This window comes from Paenibacillus sp. FSL R5-0923, from assembly GCF_038009145.1.
Lineage (GTDB): Bacteria > Bacillota > Bacilli > Paenibacillales > Paenibacillaceae > Paenibacillus_AQ.
The window spans coordinates 4,783,767-4,801,764 of sequence record NZ_JBBPAT010000001.1; the positions used below are offsets into that span (position 1 = coordinate 4,783,767).

General features: G+C 44.8%; 16 protein-coding genes. 7 read left to right on the plus strand and 9 right to left on the minus strand.

Annotation, left to right across the window (positions count from 1 at the left end; all coding sequences use genetic code 11):
- Nucleotides 1–235 precede the first annotated feature (235 nt).
- The 5 genes from MKX35_RS21420 to MKX35_RS21440 all read left to right on the plus strand — a co-directional run bounded on the left by MKX35_RS21420 (nucleotide 236) and on the right by MKX35_RS21440 (nucleotide 6,862).
- The gene (locus tag MKX35_RS21420; protein ID WP_042187657.1) at nucleotides 236–493 is read left to right on the plus strand and encodes a hypothetical protein; all 258 of its coding nucleotides are present in this window, start codon (nucleotides 236–238) and stop codon (nucleotides 491–493) included.
- Nucleotides 494–996: 503 nt separating this feature from the next.
- Nucleotides 997–1,656: a response regulator transcription factor gene (locus MKX35_RS21425; protein WP_076299369.1), complete on the plus strand. Its 660-nt coding sequence runs from the start codon at nucleotides 997–999 to the stop codon at nucleotides 1,654–1,656.
- 2 nt (nucleotides 1,657–1,658) lie between these two features.
- A complete protein-coding gene (locus tag MKX35_RS21430; RefSeq protein ID WP_076299370.1) occupies nucleotides 1,659–3,062 on the plus strand; it encodes a sensor histidine kinase in 1,404 nt (467 codons plus the stop codon).
- Nucleotides 3,063–3,123: 61 nt separating this feature from the next.
- Nucleotides 3,124–4,206: a hypothetical protein gene (locus MKX35_RS21435; protein WP_076299371.1), complete on the plus strand. Its 1,083-nt coding sequence runs from the start codon at nucleotides 3,124–3,126 to the stop codon at nucleotides 4,204–4,206.
- Nucleotides 4,207–4,585: 379 nt separating this feature from the next.
- Entirely contained in the window at nucleotides 4,586–6,862 is a 2,277-nt protein-coding gene (locus tag MKX35_RS21440) for a preprotein translocase subunit SecA (protein ID WP_076299372.1), read from the plus strand.
- 23 nt (nucleotides 6,863–6,885) lie between these two features.
- On the opposite strand, the gene MKX35_RS21445 is transcribed toward MKX35_RS21440, so the two are convergent.
- From MKX35_RS21445 to MKX35_RS21480, 8 genes are all read right to left on the minus strand, one after another.
- Entirely contained in the window at nucleotides 6,886–7,071 is a 186-nt protein-coding gene (locus tag MKX35_RS21445) for a hypothetical protein (RefSeq protein WP_076299373.1), read from the minus strand.
- Between the two features lie 114 nt (nucleotides 7,072–7,185).
- Nucleotides 7,186–8,436 carry an MFS transporter gene (locus MKX35_RS21450; protein WP_076299495.1) on the minus strand — a complete coding sequence of 417 codons (1,251 nt, stop codon included), beginning with the start codon at nucleotides 8,434–8,436 and terminating at the stop codon, nucleotides 7,186–7,188.
- Nucleotides 8,437–8,672: 236 nt separating this feature from the next.
- Entirely contained in the window at nucleotides 8,673–9,437 is a 765-nt protein-coding gene (locus tag MKX35_RS21455) for an ABC transporter permease (protein ID WP_042187644.1), read from the minus strand.
- On the minus strand, nucleotides 9,434–10,378 hold the full coding sequence (locus MKX35_RS21460) for an ATP-binding cassette domain-containing protein (RefSeq protein WP_076299374.1): 945 nt from the start codon (nucleotides 10,376–10,378) through the stop codon (nucleotides 9,434–9,436). The genes MKX35_RS21455 and MKX35_RS21460 overlap by 4 nt, the downstream gene beginning before the upstream one ends.
- Before the next feature lie 11 nt (nucleotides 10,379–10,389).
- Entirely contained in the window at nucleotides 10,390–10,743 is a 354-nt protein-coding gene (locus MKX35_RS21465; protein ID WP_081382854.1) for a DUF1048 domain-containing protein, read from the minus strand.
- Nucleotides 10,736–11,065 carry a PadR family transcriptional regulator gene (locus tag MKX35_RS21470; RefSeq protein ID WP_076299375.1) on the minus strand — a complete coding sequence of 110 codons (330 nt, stop codon included), beginning with the start codon at nucleotides 11,063–11,065 and terminating at the stop codon, nucleotides 10,736–10,738. Before MKX35_RS21470 ends, MKX35_RS21465 begins: the two co-directional genes overlap by 8 nt.
- 229 nt (nucleotides 11,066–11,294) lie before the next feature.
- Nucleotides 11,295–13,532, minus strand: coding sequence for a M56 family metallopeptidase (locus MKX35_RS21475; RefSeq protein ID WP_076299376.1), 2,238 nt, complete (start codon nucleotides 13,530–13,532; stop codon nucleotides 11,295–11,297).
- A gap of 5 nt (nucleotides 13,533–13,537) precedes the next feature.
- On the minus strand, nucleotides 13,538–13,915 hold the full coding sequence (locus MKX35_RS21480; RefSeq protein WP_076299377.1) for a BlaI/MecI/CopY family transcriptional regulator: 378 nt from the start codon (nucleotides 13,913–13,915) through the stop codon (nucleotides 13,538–13,540).
- A 298-nt stretch (nucleotides 13,916–14,213) separates the two neighbouring features.
- Between MKX35_RS21480 and MKX35_RS21485 the strand changes: the two genes are divergently transcribed.
- Entirely contained in the window at nucleotides 14,214–15,704 is a 1,491-nt protein-coding gene (locus tag MKX35_RS21485) for a 4-hydroxyphenylacetate 3-hydroxylase family protein (RefSeq protein WP_076299378.1), read from the plus strand.
- Nucleotides 15,705–15,840: 136 nt separating this feature from the next.
- On the opposite strand, the gene MKX35_RS21490 is transcribed toward MKX35_RS21485, so the two are convergent.
- On the minus strand, nucleotides 15,841–17,136 hold the full coding sequence (locus MKX35_RS21490; protein WP_076282802.1) for an MFS transporter: 1,296 nt from the start codon (nucleotides 17,134–17,136) through the stop codon (nucleotides 15,841–15,843).
- 192 nt (nucleotides 17,137–17,328) lie between these two features.
- On the opposite strand from MKX35_RS21490, the gene MKX35_RS21495 reads away from it, so the two are divergent.
- Nucleotides 17,329–17,910 (plus strand): TetR/AcrR family transcriptional regulator, encoded by a 582-nt coding sequence (locus MKX35_RS21495; protein ID WP_076299379.1) that lies wholly within the window; start codon nucleotides 17,329–17,331, stop codon nucleotides 17,908–17,910.
- Nucleotides 17,911–17,998 lie beyond the last annotated feature (88 nt).

The window sequence follows — 17,998 nt, forward strand, 5'->3', positions numbered from 1 at the left end:
AACTGTCAGCATACCGGAGTATCCGGCCGCACTTCTGCGAAACGGTCCGCTGAGGACTCCCGTTCCATTCTGAGTAGTGCTCACCCTATCTGAGGACGGTTGGTCCGCGTTGGGTTCGACCAGGATTTTCTGTATAATGGTAAACGTTACGTCGGATGTGATGTTAAACGCACAATGACAAGTAAAGAAAGTCCATCCGGCGTTTGAAACCACGAACCGGAAAGGATGAAGTAAATTGAGTTATACGGAACTGCTGGAACGGAAGAGCGAAATCTTGAAGAAAACGGTCGAGAACTGGGTTTTGAAAGAAAATCGCGACGGACTGAACCTTCAAGAGGCTCATATTTACCAGAATATACTCAAGGAATTTCATCAGAACGAACATGAACTGAATGGGGTACGAGACGAGGAAGCAGTTAAGCGTCAGGACAACGGGTCCACGGAAAAAGAAGACACTGTAACAGCTCGCAAACATGAGGCGCAAACGGCTTGATCTCAGAAGACGTACGCGTAAGAATATGAGAGGCTGCCCAGGAAGTTTGGGCAGCTTTTTACGTACAATCAATTCGCTGCCGGCCTCCGAAGCAAACGCTCTAAAATCCAGACGTTCGTATAATCCAGCAACCGGAGGATATCGCTATATGACGTTAACCTTTTCTGTGCCAAGTATAAATTAGAGTACAGAGCTAACTCCTGTGCGTCACGACTGCCAGTATGTGCTGGCGGTGCTGGAGGTGGCCCGTATACCTCACTCTGGAGTTTCTCAGATGTATTCGATATCAACAATTTATATTTGTAAATATTTTCATGATAGATGGAAGACCAATACAAAAGTTTGTACTGATAAGGTAACAGTTCAGCACATAATTTTCTATCCTATTAGGTATTATCGCCTGATGAAACTATCAACCTTCTGGACAATCCTTCCTCTAGTTGTATATAGTGTATAACGAAAGTGGCACTTAGTGAGCAAGGTACCAGGAGGAGAAATACGAAATGGCAAATATATTGGTAGTAGAAGATGAACGAGCGATTAATGATTTAATTACAATGAATCTCAAGCTGGTTGGACATACATATAGCAAGGCTTACCGTGGACCGGAGGTTTTCGAAATTCTGGAGCGTGAAAAGACTGATTTGATTCTGCTGGATGTTATGCTTCCGGAATTGGATGGTTTTGAGGTGATGCAGCGGATTGCACATTTGCAGGTTCCAGTGATTTTGATCACCGCCAAGAATTCTTTGGCTGACCGCATTAAAGGCTTCGAGCTGGGCGCGGATGATTATATCATTAAACCCTTTGAAATTCTTGAATTACTGGCAAGAATCAATGTAGTCCTGCGCAGGGGTGAAAAAGGCACTTCCAGCTTCATTTGCGATAATGTTGAGGTGCGTTACATGGAACGGCAAGTTTTAGTAGATCAGACACCGGTTGATTTGACCGTTAGAGAATTCGAGCTGCTTGAGGTGTTAATTCGTAACCGGAATATTGCATTGTCGAGGGAAAAGCTGCTGGAATTGGCGTGGGGCTATGATTTTGAGGGCGACACCCGCACCGTGGATGTTCACATCCGGCAGCTACGTAAAAAGCTGGGCTGGGAAGAACGGATCAAAACCATTTTCAAGCTAGGCTACCGCCTGGAAGTTCAGAGCTAATCATGAGATTCTGGCATAAGATTCTGCTGTCGGTACTTGCTCTCTTTATTGCTGCTCTGGATGTAAGTGTCATTATGGTGATGAAAAAAAGCTGGCAGCTAAACATGGACAGTGAAATGCAGAGAGCATCCAGTGAGCAATTGTTAATCGCCAACAATATTTATGAGAACCTTAATTCTATTCAAGCACGGGGAACGGCATTGACCCCTATTCTACTGGCCAGCGTCTCTGAGTCCTATGGAGATTACTACCGTAAGCAGGGAATCTATTTACAGCTATGGGAGAACGACCGAATGATTTACCCTCCCCAAAAAGGACAATTCGGGAAATCTAATTTAGGAAAAGGCGATCAGCCTGTATCCTCAGACGAACGCTCTATTCAGCTCTCCACTCAGCTTCCTGCTCCTTACCAGCATTTGCTGCTTGTCTATCAGCGTGATATCAGTGAGCTCTTCAACAAGCAACAGGAACTGAACCGCTTTTTTGTAATGATTAACTGGATCGTGGGACCCGTTCTGCTGTTACTTCTTTATCTTCTAATCCGGCATCTAAGCAAGCCGCTAAAGCTCCTGTCAGAGACCAGCAAAACGATCGCCGAAGGCGACTATACGAAACGGGTGCAGCTGCGCAGCAAAGATGAATTTGGCGAACTGGCCTTGAACTTCAACCGGATGGCGGAGGCCGTGGAACAGAGGGTTACCGAACTCTCGGACATGGCTGAAGAGAAACAAAGGATGGTGGATAATTTGGCCCACGAGTTGCGCACGCCTTTGACCAGCATGCAGGGGTTCGCCGAGTTTCTGACCACGGCCAATATTGGACAGGAAGAACAGCAAACTGCAGGCGGCTATATTCTTAGTGAAACCCTTCGTCTCAAGAATCTGGCCTTCAAGCTGCTGGATTTGTCTGTCCTCCGGCATCAGCCGTTGGCACTTCAGCAGGTGGATATTTCGGAACTATTTCAAGCTATCCAACAGACGGAGCGCCCAAAATTGACGGATGCTGGCATAAGATTTCATGTCCAACATACGATTTCAAATGTCTGGGGAGATCCCGATTTACTAGCTTCATTATTGGTAAATCTGGTTGAGAATGCGATTCATGCCTCCAAGCAAGGCAGCGAAATCCACATGCTGGCCTATGAGCTGGATGGAGAAGCCGTGCTAGAAATCCGTGATACGGGAACCGGAATCACCGCAGAGATGGCTAAACGTGTGTTTGAACCTTTCTATCGGGGAGACCAGGCTCGTTCACGTGAATATGGCGGCGCTGGCCTAGGATTATCCTTATGTCGGCAAATTGCTGAAGCGCATAAGGCCAGACTGTCCTTAAACTCTGTCCTCGGCGAGGGAACTAGCATCAGACTCTTTTTACAACTCTATAACAACTGCCCTCCTACTCTATAACATCTTTGGATTAAGGTTAGGAAGATTCATCATCATCCGATCCCAATGGAGGTTAAGTTAAATGAAGAACAACAAGATTTCCGCTACACTCGCTGTACTCTTGTTCTCTGGAAGCGTGCTGGCGGTGAGCGCAATGATTGTCCCAGGATTTGTGAACACCACCGCCGCCAAGAGCATTTCTGCAGTACAAGACTCGGGCAATCTAACCTTGAACAGCAGCAAGGCACCCGTACTAAAAGTAGAAGCAGAAGCTCCGGTATCTACTGTGAACAGAGATCTAGAGCAGCTGATGACCCAAGAAGAAATGCAGCAAATTTATGATTTTGCGGACAAGCCCAATAACGAAATTATCACCATCGGAAGGGAGATGACCGAGGATGAAATAAACCGGAGGCTGATATTGGAAGACCAGTATGTGTATGACGGCCTTCGTCCCAAGCAGCTGTTCCCGTTAAAATCGGGACAAGCGGAGTTTTATTTTGACTTGGAGAAAAACACGCTCAAGTATCCGAATCGGACATTGACTGACGAGGAACTGTTACAATATATTGACTGGTTCTACCGGGAGGCCTATGCCTTGTCCAAGCGGAATATTGTAACCCCTCCAGAAACAGGGAATTTGAGCCAGACCGACGCCGTTGCCATGGCCGCTTCAAGTGTGCGAAAAATATTCGGAGCTGACGTCTCCAAGCTTGAAGTAAAAGCAAGCCAAGGAGAATCCATGCTATCAAAGAAAAAGACCTGGATGGTAATATTCACCCCTTATAAAACCAACACCTTAAGAGGACAAGGTAAGGAATTTTGGCAATATACCGTAATTATTGATCCCTCCACCCGCACGGTAGTAGATACGACCGCAGCTAATTTTTCACTCACAAGAACCCCAATCAATGCTGAAGCTGCCATCGCTATCCAAAAGGATGCAACCTGGATTAACGAGGCTACAAAAATAGTTACAGACAGACAAGGAGAAACCCGGAGAATCGCCACGGCTTCCCTTACAGACACTGACGTAAATAATAAGCGCGGTATGGTAGCGGTCAAAATGTTGCTCGAAGACGGCAGCAGTTATACTGCAGAGTTACGCTACCCAGATCAGACTCTTCGGTGCCTCATCTATGAAGATGCAGAAGCTGCTAAATAGGGATACTAAGGATGAACAAAGGGGAAATTGTTTTTCAAATCGGTATAACCAGTTCTTGAAAAAGTTAAGGAAGCTACTGAATAAGAGTAAGAATTGCGAGGCATTTGGATAAGTGGTTTGTGGACTGAACTAGGTGATGAGTAAGATCCCTGTTCAGTCCTTTTTGGGTTCTTTTGCAAACAATCTGCAAACAAGAAGTCGAAGATGATAGTTGTAGTGTACCTAGAAGCATCTACGCTTTAATAGTCTCTATCCTTTGTCCAAATTGCATTTAATAGAATATTTTGGTAGATTGAATCCAGGAACTTGTTAACCGACTGATCAGCGCAAATATTGTTCAAAACTAAGCGTATTTCTACCGAGGGGAGATCAGATTTCTATGAATATAGCTGTCAAATTGATGCAAAAATTTAAAGACCGCGATACCCAGAATAAGCTGAAAGTTTATCAGGACAAAGTGCAGCTCATCAGAAAACGGAATTTGGAAGCATGGGACGATGGGCAGCTTCTAGCGGAATCCCTCCGGCTACAAAAAGAAGCAGAATCAGGTACACCTTTGGATGAGCTGCTTATCGCTGCTTATGCGTTAGTATGCGAGGCAGCGAAGAGAAAGCTTGGATTAAATCCTTACGATGTCCAGATCATGGCTGCCATCGCTCTGCACGAGAGATTCTTGATCGAGCAGCATACCGGTGAAGGAAAAACACTTTCTGCTGTTATGCCTGCATATCTAAATGCACTGACTGGCAAAGGCATTCATGTGCTGACTTTTAACGATTATTTAGCCAAACGGGATGCGGAATGGATGGGCCCGATCTATCGTTTTCTCGGATTAACGGTAAACTCGGTTCAAGCGGGCATGAGCCTGTCCGAGAAACAGGAAGCATACGCCAAGGATATAACCTATGTTACGGCCAAAGAAGCGGGATTCGATTACTTGCGCGACACAATTGCACTAAACGAAGCCGATACCGTGCATCGTCCTTTCCACTACGTCATCGTCGACGAAGCGGATTCGCTGCTTCTCGACGAAGCTCGGGTGCCGCTAGTCATCAGCGGTGATTCTCCCTCTTCCAGGAGCGACGGCTTTCGTTTCGCAGAAGTAGCTCGGCAGCTCAAGCGAGATGAGCATTACGACTTCGACGAGTTCCAGCGGAACGTTTACTTAAATGAAACAGGCGCTGCGCAAGCGGAATCGCTGCTGGGATGCGGCAATTTGTACGATAGCCATAACAGTCACTTGCTGACATCATTAAATTGCGCGTTGCATGCAGAATCGTTATTAAAGAAAGACGTCGATTACATCGTCCGGGACGGAAAAATCGAGCTGATCGAAGAATATACCGGTCGAGTGGCGGAGAACCGGTATTTGCCGGACGGGCTTCAAGCCGCGCTTACGGCAAAAGAAGGGCTGTACTCCATAGCCGGCGGGAAAATTCTCGGGACGATCACCATTCAACACTTCATCAGCCTGTATCCGCAGATTTGCGGAATGACGGCTACCGCTCATGCATCCGCAATGGACTTCGAAGATATTTATGCGCTGCAGGTGCTGCAAATTCCGCCGAACCGGCCAAACATCCGGATCGACCATCTGCACCGGATTTATACCCATAAAGAAGCCAAACTTATGGCACTCGTACAAGAAATCTCATCCGTCCATAGGACGGGACGTCCAATTCTCATTGGTACGTCAAGCGTCGAAGAGTCTGCCATACTGGCAGAGGCACTAGCGGTTGCTGGCGTACCTTGCCATGTTCTAAATGCGAAAAACGATGCGGAAGAGGCAAACATCATCGCCAAAGCGGGAGAAACCGGTGCAGTGACGGTGTCTACAAATATGGCGGGACGCGGGGTCGACATCCGGCTCGGCGGCGTCGACCCCACGCAAGCGGAGGTAATCGCAAAGCTAGGCGGGTTGTACGTAATTGCCACCCATGTGAACGAAAGCGTGCGGATCGACGACCAGTTGCGCGGGCGTTCCGGTCGCCAAGGCGATCCGGGAGCTTCCGTTTTTTATGTAAGCTTGGAGGACGAGTTACTGCTTCGCTTCGGCATCCATAAAGCAGCTCGCGCTCCCAGGCAGGATGAGGCTCTTGAAGAGACGGGGCTCAGCAGCAAGATTACAAGTATTCAGCGGATTGTTATGGGCCAAAACTTTGATATCCACAAGGAACTGAACTGTTATTCGGATATGGTGGAGGATCAGAGGCGAATTCTATACGCGGAGCGGCTGAAAATTTTGAAAGGCGAGCAGCCGCTGAGCCCGGCGGAGCAGCGGGTACGGCTTTTTTATATCGACGAATTCTGGGCTGACCATCTTGCATACGTTTCTTACCTTCGTGAAGGCATTCACTTAGAGAGCCTTGCCAGCCGCAATCCAATCGACGAATTTCATGCGCAAATCACTGAAGCCTACGAGCAAATTCCTTCTAAAATAAATATCGCGTCAGAAAATATGCTTGAAAAGCTCGGAGGTTCAAATGATCCGGCAGAGTGGGAAAAGTTCGGTCTGAAAAGCCCTGCTTCCACCCGGACTTATATTATCAACGATCAATACCTACAGAGTAAGCGAACCTCATGGACCGGAACGACCGTATTTGCTTATTGGCTTCGCACGGTTGCGAGGCCGATATTCAAGCTGTCAAAATATTGATGCAACGATGGGGCGGTTAGCCCCTACTCCTCTAGCTCATCCAGCTTTGCTTCCAATTCAGCCAGCTTGCGATTCGCTTGTTCCAATATCTCCTGTTGTTCTGCGGTTTTTGCTCGTTTTATTTCTTTTTTGATGGCCACAATCTGCTGTTCCAAATAGAGAATTTCAGCTTCATTTCCTGCGTTGTTCCACATCTGTGAATAAGTCATTGTCGGTCTCCTTTTTTCTAATTAAGAAAAGCTTTCCATAAAGTTCAATCGAACTTTAGGAGAGCTTCTTTTTTTATCTACACAAGGTTTCAAGTTCTCGCTTCTCGCAAAATTCTACTCTTGTGATGCTTCCTGTATTAAAGGCATCCCAGCTTCAACTAAACGTTTGTTTCGAATGAAGATAATGGACAGTATTACAGTTAACACCCCTGTTCCAACAAGGAGCCATTCAATCTCAATTACATCTGCGAGCGGACCGAATATCAGCATTCCGATTGGCATCATGGAAGTCGATATCATACCAAAGACTCCGAATATGCGTCCCAAGTAATCCGGATCTACCTTCTCTTGTAGCATTACGGTTGTCGGTGTATTAAAGACGGGCATAGCTACGCCGAAAATAGCCATCATAACCAAGTAGATCCAAAAAACAGGTACAATACCCAAAGCGAACGTACATACACCCATAATTAAGCTAGCAAAAGTCATCGTATATACTTTGTTTCGAAAGCCGCCCCATGAAGCAATAATTGCTCCGCCAGCCATCATACCGATAGAAAAAGCAATTTCAATGGCTGTTAATCGCCAATAATCATCTCCGAAGCTGCGTGTCACTTGTAGCGGTGTTAAAAATGCAGCCGGTGCCATCAATACGAAGAAAAAGGCGAAAAAAATGAAAAAAGTTTTGAGAAAGCTGTGGTTTTTAATATAGCTTAAACCCTGTTTAAAATCGTCCAAATAGCTTGTCGTTTGTTTATCAGTCGCTTTTTTATGCAACGGTATTTTCAAAAAGAAAGATAATGTAAAGATCGCTATCACCGCTGTGATAACATCGATAAAGAAAATGACCTCAATTGTTGCCAATGAAAGCAATGACGCGCTAACGATAGGTGCAACAAACATCATTAGTGCTTGAAGACTTCCGTTAATCCCATTTACTTTCGTCAGCTTATCCTCTGGTACAATTTGAGGTAATATTGCCCCAACCGCAGGTGATTGAACCCCAGCTCCGAGCGCACGAACTGCAGCAATGGCGAACAACAACCATATCTCATCATAACCAAGCAAAAATGTAATGGCTAAAATCAGTGTAACAAAGGCAATCAGGGCATCTGCTATCATAATAAGATATTTCCGGTTGAAACGGTCCGCCCATACACCTGCAAACGGTGATAATAAAAAGGTAGGAATGAATCCACAAATAATAAATAATGTCATCATCATACCTGATTTTGTTGTAAGCGTAACGTACCACATAATAGCATATTGAACTAAAGCAGAACCGAATAACGAAAATGTTTGACTACTTAAAAAGATAATTATATCCCGTTTCCAATGTTTTTTGTTTTGTGCTTCGGTTGGTATCACTATAACTTACTCCCCCATTTTAAAAAAATATCATTCATTCCCCATTCGCCTATTAAAATTAATTACCAAATCCGGTACTTCTAATTCTATGTACAAAAATTTTATATAAATCACATTTCTAGAATAGCACAGAAATATTCACCCCACCATTCAGTAAGCATCTTAAAATTAGCCTGTGCATATAAAGAGCCGGTATCCCCCTCTTTCGAGAAGCCACCGGCTCTTTTTTACGTCTATTTCATTCTCCGTTTATACACTCGCATAGCGGAAGCCCAGAAAAACGCAAGTATCGCTAAACTCCATAATACCGCTACAAGCGTAGTTTTATCTGCCGTTCCTCCGAGTAAAAGAGAACGAATACTCTCGATAAGCGGTGTCATGGGCTGATATTCTGCGAATACGCGTATAGCCGAAGGCATGCTGTCGGTCGGCGCAAAGGCAGAACTAACGAATAAAAGTAACATCAAAATGTAAGAAAATACTCCTGCTCCTTCGAATGATTTAGCAAGTAAGCCGAAGGTGACGGCAATCCAAGTAAACGCAAGTACGCTAAGCAACAAAATACCAATGGCTAATACCCAACCGAGCACATCCGCTTTCGGCCGAAATCCCATTCCGAAGGCAACAAGGAAAATGGCAAGCAATGAAATGACGTTAAAAACTAATGAAGCAACCACATGACCGCCTAGAATAGAGGCTTTTGCGATCGGCATGGAGTGGAAACGCTCGAATATGCCTTTCGTGAGATCGTTATTGATACGAAGAGAAGAATAAGCCACGCCACTAGCAATGCAAAAGAGCAATATTCCGGGCACAATATAATTGATATAGCTTACATCACCGGTGTTCATCGCTCCGCCAAAGATGTAAACAAAGAGCAGCATGATCATGATCGGCATGGCGATGACGGTAATAATCGTGTCGATGCTACGTGTGGAATGGCGAATGACACGCCCACTCATGACGGCGGTATCGCCTAGAAAATGAATGAATTTCATCGGGAGTCCTCCTTTTTGCTAGTGACGATCGCGAGAAAAACATCCTCAAGCGAGGGCAGTTTCTGCGCAAACTCGGCAATTTCTATGTCAGCTTCCGCTGCTTTCGTTAGCAGACGCATCATCTGTCTCGTACTTCCGTCTGTAATGACGGAGAGCGTGAGATTGTTTGAATTTGCAGTCGCGTTAAACTCCTTTAACAGATCTTGTGCTTGATTTAGCGTTGTTTCATTGTCGAATCGAAGCTCGATATGACCCTTAGGCAATCTATTTTTTAGCTCCGCGGGACTGCCGCTTGCCACGATATGACCTTCGTGTAAGATCGCAATTTGATCAGCTAGATGGTCAGCTTCCTCTAAATACTGCGTAGTTAAAAAAACAGTGACACCTGATCTCGCTAAATCCTTGATCATATCCCACATAGCAAGACGCGCTTGCGGGTCAAGTCCGGTGGTCGGCTCATCAAGAAAAATGACCGAAGGGTTACCCAGTAAGCTCATGGCCAAATCCAAGCGCCGACACATCCCTCCGGAATACGTGGAGATTCGGCGATCGGCGGCATCGAGCAAGTCAAAACGACGTAATAACTCCTCGGCTTGTTTGTCAGGATCGGGCAAATGGCGGAGTTTGGCCATCATTCGCAGATTCTCGCGTCCGGTCAGGATATAGTCTGCGGTGACGCTTTGTCCTGTCAGGCTGATTTCCTTACGTACTTGCTCTGGTTGCTTAGTTACATCTTCTCCATTAATCTTTGCACTTCCGTTGTCGGGCTGGAGCAGGGTGGCAAGAATTTTGATCATAGTAGTTTTACCCGCGCCGTTGGACCCTAGAAGAGCAAAAGTTGAACCCTTCTGAACAGTAAAGTCCACCCCCCGCAACACTTCCACGTTTTTATAGGATTTTTTGAGGCCTATTACTTCAATCGCCCAATTGTTCGATATCATCCTAATCCCCCCTATCTTCCAAGTTTTTTGTGAATGGACTCGTTCATTTTGGCTCGCATTTTCCCTGTCCAAGTCTGAGCGGAAACGTCCTCGAGCAGCCCGTCACAGAACGCCATTACGTCATTCCCTACGATCTCCAGAACATCTCGACCTTCAGCAGCTCCCATCTCAAACATGTCAAGCATTTCGGGAAACAGGTTGATGACACTAGAATCGTTAGTTGAGAAGTTCAGCATGTAGCGCGATGCGATATTGTAAACTTCTCGGTAATCGTTCGGAAGCGCTTTTGAACGTTTTACGCACTCTTTATAAGCCTTTTTTTGTTCACGTAAATCTTTAAATTTATCGAGCATGTTCTTATACACGGCTATCCTCCTTCAGTTGGGTAAGTCTTGACGAAACATATCCCCATTTCTCCCAAAACATGGATAGTTCCCGTAATCCCTCTTCATTTAAACTATAAAATTTCCTTGGTGGTCCTATTTCGGACGGTTTTTTCTCGATATCGACGAGTTTATTTTTTTCTAACCGTATCAAGATGGTGTAGACCGTTCCTTCAACAACATCTTCGAAACCGAGCGCATTTAGCGTTTTTACGATTTCATACCCATAGGTTTCTTTCCGGCTGATGATTTCAAGTACACAGCCTTCCAAAACTCCTTTCAGCATTTCTGTTAGGTTATCCATTTAAATCCTCCAATGCTACTCTGTATTGCTTAGTACCACTATATAGTAACACCGAGTAGTGGAATTGTAAATAGGAGGAAAAGCGGATTGCTGAAAATAAATACGACAGCAGTAGGGACTGGATTTGGTATGAGTGGAAAGCATTTGCTTTAAGTCAGTAACAATAAAGAAAGCCCGCGCTGGGCACGGGCTTTCTTTATTGTTACGAGGTTCTTCGACATCGACAAAACTATTTATACGGGTCAGCAATTTCTTCCCATTGACCAGTGAAGACATCCACTTTTATCGTGAACTCCCTGCCGCCTTGCCTAACATTACTGAACAAATAACCATCTCCAATAAAGCCGGAAATCCAATCCTCATCTATTGGCTCGAAGCCTTCTGTATCAAAGATTGGCTGAAGTAACTTATACAGCTCCTTCTTGTATTCCGTACCGTTAGATATGTTCCACAGATCTATCGCTTCTCGATTCACAAGGCTTCTCACTGGACTGCCAGAAGTTGTATCATGAACCGTTCCGGTAAGAGGATTAATTTTATAGCTAAGGCCTTCCCCTACACCATTCGGTGGATCCATAAAATTAATCGTGTATTGATCGCCTTTTTTACCAAAAGTCCAGCCGCTAGCTGGAAGCTTTTTTTCCAGCAAGGACTTAATATCCTGTTCACTGAGTGGAGGAGAAATAAACGAGCCATAGTACATCTGTACACTCTCAATGGTCAATTCCTTGCCGTAAACGACAATAACTTCAAGCGGAAACTCAGAGATGGATGCTGCACCTGCCAAACGAGCTACAATACGGTCCCCATCAAGCTCATACGAAACTACGGCGCCAAATCCAATCTTCTCGCCCCAATCCCCCTCAGTGTAATCATACACTTTAGTCAAATGCTTTCCGTCTAGTTCAGCGGATACGTAAGTGTGGTTATTCCGGTGTGAAATGGAGGATTTCAGCCTCCGATTTAGCGTCTCGACCGGTTCCTCTACCACAAGCTCTTCCAGAGTGACAGGCTGGAGCACATGAATCTCACTCATTGAGAGCCCTGTTCCAGTGCCGGTAGTAATACGAATAAAGATTTCTTTAGTACCATCCCCGTTAAGATCGGCTTCTTCAATGGAAGGTGGCCGCGTTTCATCTTCACCGGCATTCCACAAAAACGTTCTGTTAACCTCACCGCGCACATCTACCGTGACTTCATGCAAAAGTGCATGCTCAGCCGTGGGCTTTGCAGTTACAGTAATTCCGTTCTTCTCCACTAATAGGGTTCCTTTGGGATCGATTGCAGTTGAATCTTTAGTCTGAGAAGCTGACGGGATAACAACACTCTTCTCCGGGGCTGACGTAGAACTCAGCTTTGCCCCAGTCAAGGTACAGCCACTTAAGACCATAATTACTGTTAACCCCAACACCGTATTTTGTGCTGTGATTTTTTTATGCCTGGTGATCATGGTTATCCTTCTTTTCATTTCCTTCTTGTTGCTTGAAATGCCGGCTGCACCAGCCACTCGGATTGGATCGGTCAATGTTTCCAATAGTTTAAGAAGAGTCCGTGCGTAGTCTTTGTGGTGCTCCGATGCAAGATGCTTTAAAGCCAGCGCATCACATGCGACCTCTTGATCCCTTTTCATTTGGCTAACGGCATACCAAAGCAACGGATTGAACCAATGCAGGGCCAGCAGCAGTCCTGTCAGCAGATTCAGCGAAATATCACGACGTTTCACATGCGCCAGCTCATGCAGAAATATATGACGCAGTTCGTTTGCCTCCAGCGTGTGCAACATGGATGTCGGCAGCAGCAGCTTGGGGCGCATCACACCAAGCAGTGTGGGCACGGCAGTCTGCTTCGTCTCAACCAGCTTCACTGGGCGCCTTACCTTCATCTCTCGTTGACACGTTTCGAACAACCACAGGATATCTGCGGAACGGATCTCCGGTTCCCGTCGAACCCGTGCCGTGAATCGCAGCTGCTCACGAACCGACAGACTTATCATTACCACTGCTCCGCTAAGCCAGATCAGAACCAGCAAATGCATCGGCGTCCAGCCTGTATTGAATGTCTCATAAGGATCGTAGATTTCCGGAGTCACCAGTGTCATACTATCTGGTCTCTCGGCTTGCTTTGAAGTTCCTGTTCCTGTTATTTCAGCGACCTTGGTCGAGTCCACCTCTTGAATGTTCATCCCGGACACAGGCAAATCACCTACATCCGGCTGCGCAGAAGGAATATTGAAAGTCAGAGCTGATTCTGTCTCCAGCGGAAACAAATTAAAAATGCTGAACGCACTTTCCGGTGTCCAAGGGACGGCTAACCTCACGATCAGCGGTATCCACAGAAGATACGTCCAGGTCGGTTTTAATCTATTCTTGATCAAGAAACGGGTTGCCAGGATCAGCAAAGCCAGCACGCTCGCCATAGCGGATAGTGACAATATCTTAACGAACAGATTGTATGCAGCTTCCAGCAAGCGACTCAGTCCTTTCGCTCATCCAAAATTCTCTTCAATTCTTCAATATCTTCTCGGGACAGCTTCTCATTCTGTAAAAAGTTGACTAACATCGGGCGCAGCGTTCCACCGTAGATCCGCTTCAGAAAAGATTGTGTCTCCGATTGGATGCATTCCTCTTCCCGCACCAGTGGGTAATACGAATACACCCTTCCTGTCTGGTTGTAACCGATAGCCCCTTTCTCCGTCAGACGCTTAATCAGCGTCCGCACCGTTTTTGGGTTCCAGTCCCGGCTGCCCTCCAGAGCTTCAACAATCTCTCCTGCCGTGCGCGGGGCTCCAGTCCACAGCACCTTCATTACTTCCCACTCGGCATCCGAGATTTTTGGAATTTCCGTAGACATAATCCTATCCGCCTTTCTTTCTACTGAATGACTACACTTGTAATCCAATGTAAAAAATATACAAGTAAGTCTCGTTTATGTCAACCTTAAGTAACAATACGAATCACTATTAACAATGAATGCAGATGTGGGGTTAGTGCAGAACACTATATTTGGGGAGATAATTGTGAATATCCTCTTTTTATAGTTTAAATTAAGGTTGGCCCCTTCACTGACCCGGTGTATGGACAATGTACAAGAAGAATTATGATTACGTACATTAAAAATATTAATACAACTCTCCAAAGAGGTGGAACGTGTGCCTATTAAAAATGGTAATCAATACATCGAACGAATCGACCGGCAAAATATCAATATTTGGTACAACGGGACGCGTATCGAAGGACCATTATCCAAACATCCTGCATTTCAAGGCCTCATACAAACACAAGCCGAAATGTACAACATGCAGTGTGACGAACGTTATTTAGCGCAGATGACCTACCCTTCGCCTGATACTGGAGAGCTTGTTGGACTATCTTTTCTCCCACCCAAAAGTGTTGAAGATTTAGAACGTCGAAGAAAAATGATTGAAATCTGGTCAAACAGACATCACGGTTTTTTAGGACGCTCCCCAGATTATATGAATACGGCAATCATGTCTCTGTTTACAGCTGCCGATATCCTTGAGGACCTTCATCCGAAATATGCTGAGAACCTCAGGAAATACTATGCCTACTGCCGAGATCATGACATTACTTTATCCCATGCATTCATCCAGCCTCAAGCAAGTAAAATATCCGGTCAGGTTGATGCCACAGAGGATTCTATCGCTGCTAAAGTCGTAGAAATCAAGGACGAAGGGATGGTTGTGACCGGTGCTTTTATGATGGCAACACAAGGGGCTACATGCGATGAAATGCTAGTATTCCCTACGCCTTCACCATCCCTTGTAGATGATGATAATCCCTTCGCATTTGCCTTTGCAGTACCTAATGATCTGCCTGGGATGACTTTTTTTTGCCGTGAAAGTTACTCAGCCCCATCTGCTTACGACCATCCCTTAAGTTCTAGATATGAAGAAATGGATACGCTTATTATATTTGACCGCGTACTCATCCCACATGATCGAATATTTTATTACGGAGATGAGATCTACTGTGCCCGATTGTTCGGTGAGAGTCACTTTCATACCCATATGGGTCACCAAATCATCACCCGCTATATTGCTAAGACTGAGTTCTTTCTCGGTGTGCTAGAATCTTTGGCAGAAGAACAAAATGTTGAGCTTGAGCCCTTCACCATTCTGCCGATTTCAAGAATACTGACGTTTCTAGAAACATTCAAAGCGTTAAGACTCGCTTCTGAAGTAGGAGCATCCCACGATAAATTTGGATTTCTTGTTCCTGATAAAGGCCCCCTTCTAGCTTCAACCATTCACTTTTCAGAGTTTTATCCGAAGATGGTTGAAATGGTTCAAAATCTCAGTTCAAGCGGGCTTATCATGATCATCTCTGAATCGGACTTCAGTTCAAGTGCCGGTTCATACCTCCATCAGTATTTGAAGGGTAATGTCTCGGATGCTTGGTACCGAAATGCCTTATTCCGGGTCGCATGGGAACTGGGAGCGGGTGCATTCGGTGGCCGCCAAACCCAATTTGAGCGGTTATTTTTTGGGAATTCAGAAACAATGGCCTGGCGTATGTACAATAGCTATGATAATCACGAATACTTCCGTCAAATCATTCACGAATTTATTTCACCAGAAGACCCCCTCCCTAATTCAACAACAGATGTAGTTTCTAATTGAGCTTTCTTTTTGTATATTTTTCATGTTGAATTGAACTTTTCAAATTGCTCCCACGGCCAGGTAACACGAAGCATTATAACCCTGGCTGGAGCGTTAAGACTTAAATATTGCACCTAATTATACGAGATAAGTGCAGTTACTCCTTTGTTAATAACCAAAAAAGAAGAGCCAGAGCACTCACAATTGCACCTAACAAACTCACTCCGTTCCAGCCAAAGTAAACATAGATACTGGTAGATGCGATCGACCCAGTGGCGCTGCCAATGGAATAAAAAATCATGTAACCGGCAGTAAGCCGACTGCGTGCCTCAGGTCGCAAAGTAAGGATCATGCTCTGATTGGTGACATGTACGGCTTGTACTGCAAGATCAAGAAGGATAATACCAACGATTAATGCAATAAGCGAATGTTGAACATAACTTATTGGCAACCATGATATGAGCAAAAGAATCAAGGCTACACCTGTGGTCTTCTGACCTAAACCTCGATCGGCGAGGCGACCTGCTCGCGCTGCTGCTAACGCGCCTGCAACACCTGCGAGACCAAATGCTCCAATCGCTGTATGTGAAAGAGAAAACGGTGGGGCGCTGAGAGGTAATACTAGAGACGTCCATAATATACTGAAAGCGGTAAAAATCATCATGCCTAGTGCAGCACGGATTCTAAGAGTTCGTTCCTGAGCAAACAACGTGAACATTGAACGAATCAACTGTAGGTAAGATAATGATTCTCTTTTGTGCTCATAATGTGGCAACACCCGAAACAATACACACGCCATGATTAGTGTTAATACCGCGGAAACAAGGTAGACTGAACGCCAACCTGCTAAATCCATTAATACGCCAGCGAAAGTTCGCGCCAGTAGAATACCAATTACAATTCCACTTGTCACAACACCAACGACACGCCCACGTTCGGCTGGAGCAGCCAAAGTTGCCGCGAATGCAACGAGCGTCTGTGTCACTACGGCAAGAAACCCAACCGCTGCTATACCTACGAATAACACTATACTGCTGGTGGCAGTACCAACGACAATTAAAGCCAAAACGGATAGGAGCATCTGTCCAGCGATCAGCCAACGCCGATTTAATAGATCGCCCAGAGGCACTAGTAATAACAGTCCAAGTGCATAAAAAATTTGAGTGATTGTAATAACAAGTCCAACGAATGAATGAGAAATACCAAACTCGTTCGAAATAGCGTCCAGTAAAGGTTGCGCATAATATATGTTAGCAACAACTATTCCGCAGGCGACGGAAAATAAAAGTGCCACATTACGAGATATTATTGATACAGGCACTGGTTCCGACGCTCTAAACCCTCCTTGTACTTTTTCAGCTTTTTTGACTGTTTGATCCGCTATAATAGCTTTCGATTCCTCAACAGATTCCCCCAAAAATAACGCCTCCTGATTAACTTTTATCAAATTCATAAATTACATACCGATCAGTACGTAAATACGCTTGACAAATATAACTCAAAAAAAAGATAACTGTCAAGAGACTAGCTTATGAACAATCGAAAATTAGAATCCGACTATTTGTACGTTCATTTCTTATTGACATAATAATATTCAAACCATAAAATAATATCATACCGTTCGATATGAAAAGAGGGAGTTACTATGGCTCGACCACGTGAATTTGATGAGGAAAAAGCATTGGATGCAGCTATGCAAGTTTTTTGGGAAAAAGGGTTCGAGGCTACCTCTTTAAGCGACCTGACATCAAGAATGGGTATTCAGCGGCCTAGCATCTACTCTACCTTCGGAGATAAAAAAGGACTATTTGAAGCTGCGTTGCGGAAATATACGAGTTCTCATGCTGCCTATGTTCGTAACAAGCTTCAAAACAATTCTTCTGTTAAAGAGGCATTCCGTGACTTTTTCGAAAATATAGTGGCAAAAGAATATGGACAACATCCGAACTGGGGATGCTTTTGCATTAATTCGATGGTTGAACTTTCACCCCACGATGAGAAATTTGAGCTCCTGACAAGAGAACACCAGATGTATCTCTCGGTAATATTTCAAGAAACGATTGATCGGGGTTTGCGCTCAGGTGAGCTTGATCCCGCTATTAACGCAAAAAGTTTAGCGCAGACACTAGTCATAGCATTAATTGGACTTACTGTGATCATGAAATCCCGTCCTGAAAGATCATTTGTAGATAATTCTGTAAAAGAAATACTTACATTGTTACGATAGAATCAAAAATTAGGTATGCAGCTTTTGTAATTTCGAAACTTTAATATGTTTAATAACTCTTCACTAATCCTGTTTTCCTGTCGATAAT

Bases quoted from the DNA above. Each gene is read 5' to 3' on its own strand.
- MKX35_RS21425 (WP_076299369.1), top strand. From the start codon at position 997: ATGGCAAATATATTGGTAGTAGAAGATGAACGAGCGATTAATGATTTA.
- MKX35_RS21430 (WP_076299370.1), top strand. From the start codon at position 1,659: ATGAGATTCTGGCATAAGATTCTGCTGTCGGTACTTGCTCTCTTTATT.
- MKX35_RS21435 (WP_076299371.1), top strand. From the start codon at position 3,124: ATGAAGAACAACAAGATTTCCGCTACACTCGCTGTACTCTTGTTCTCT.
- MKX35_RS21440 (WP_076299372.1), top strand. From the start codon at position 4,586: ATGAATATAGCTGTCAAATTGATGCAAAAATTTAAAGACCGCGATACC.
- MKX35_RS21445 (WP_076299373.1), bottom strand. From the start codon at position 7,071: ATGACTTATTCACAGATGTGGAACAACGCAGGAAATGAAGCTGAAATT.
- MKX35_RS21455 (WP_042187644.1), bottom strand. From the start codon at position 9,437: ATGAAATTCATTCATTTTCTAGGCGATACCGCCGTCATGAGTGGGCGT.
- MKX35_RS21460 (WP_076299374.1), bottom strand. From the start codon at position 10,378: ATGATATCGAACAATTGGGCGATTGAAGTAATAGGCCTCAAAAAATCC.
- MKX35_RS21470 (WP_076299375.1), bottom strand. From the start codon at position 11,065: ATGGATAACCTAACAGAAATGCTGAAAGGAGTTTTGGAAGGCTGTGTA.
- MKX35_RS21480 (WP_076299377.1), bottom strand. From the start codon at position 13,915: ATGTCTACGGAAATTCCAAAAATCTCGGATGCCGAGTGGGAAGTAATG.
- MKX35_RS21490 (WP_076282802.1), bottom strand. From the start codon at position 17,136: ATGAATTTGATAAAAGTTAATCAGGAGGCGTTATTTTTGGGGGAATCT.
- MKX35_RS21495 (WP_076299379.1), top strand. From the start codon at position 17,329: ATGGCTCGACCACGTGAATTTGATGAGGAAAAAGCATTGGATGCAGCT.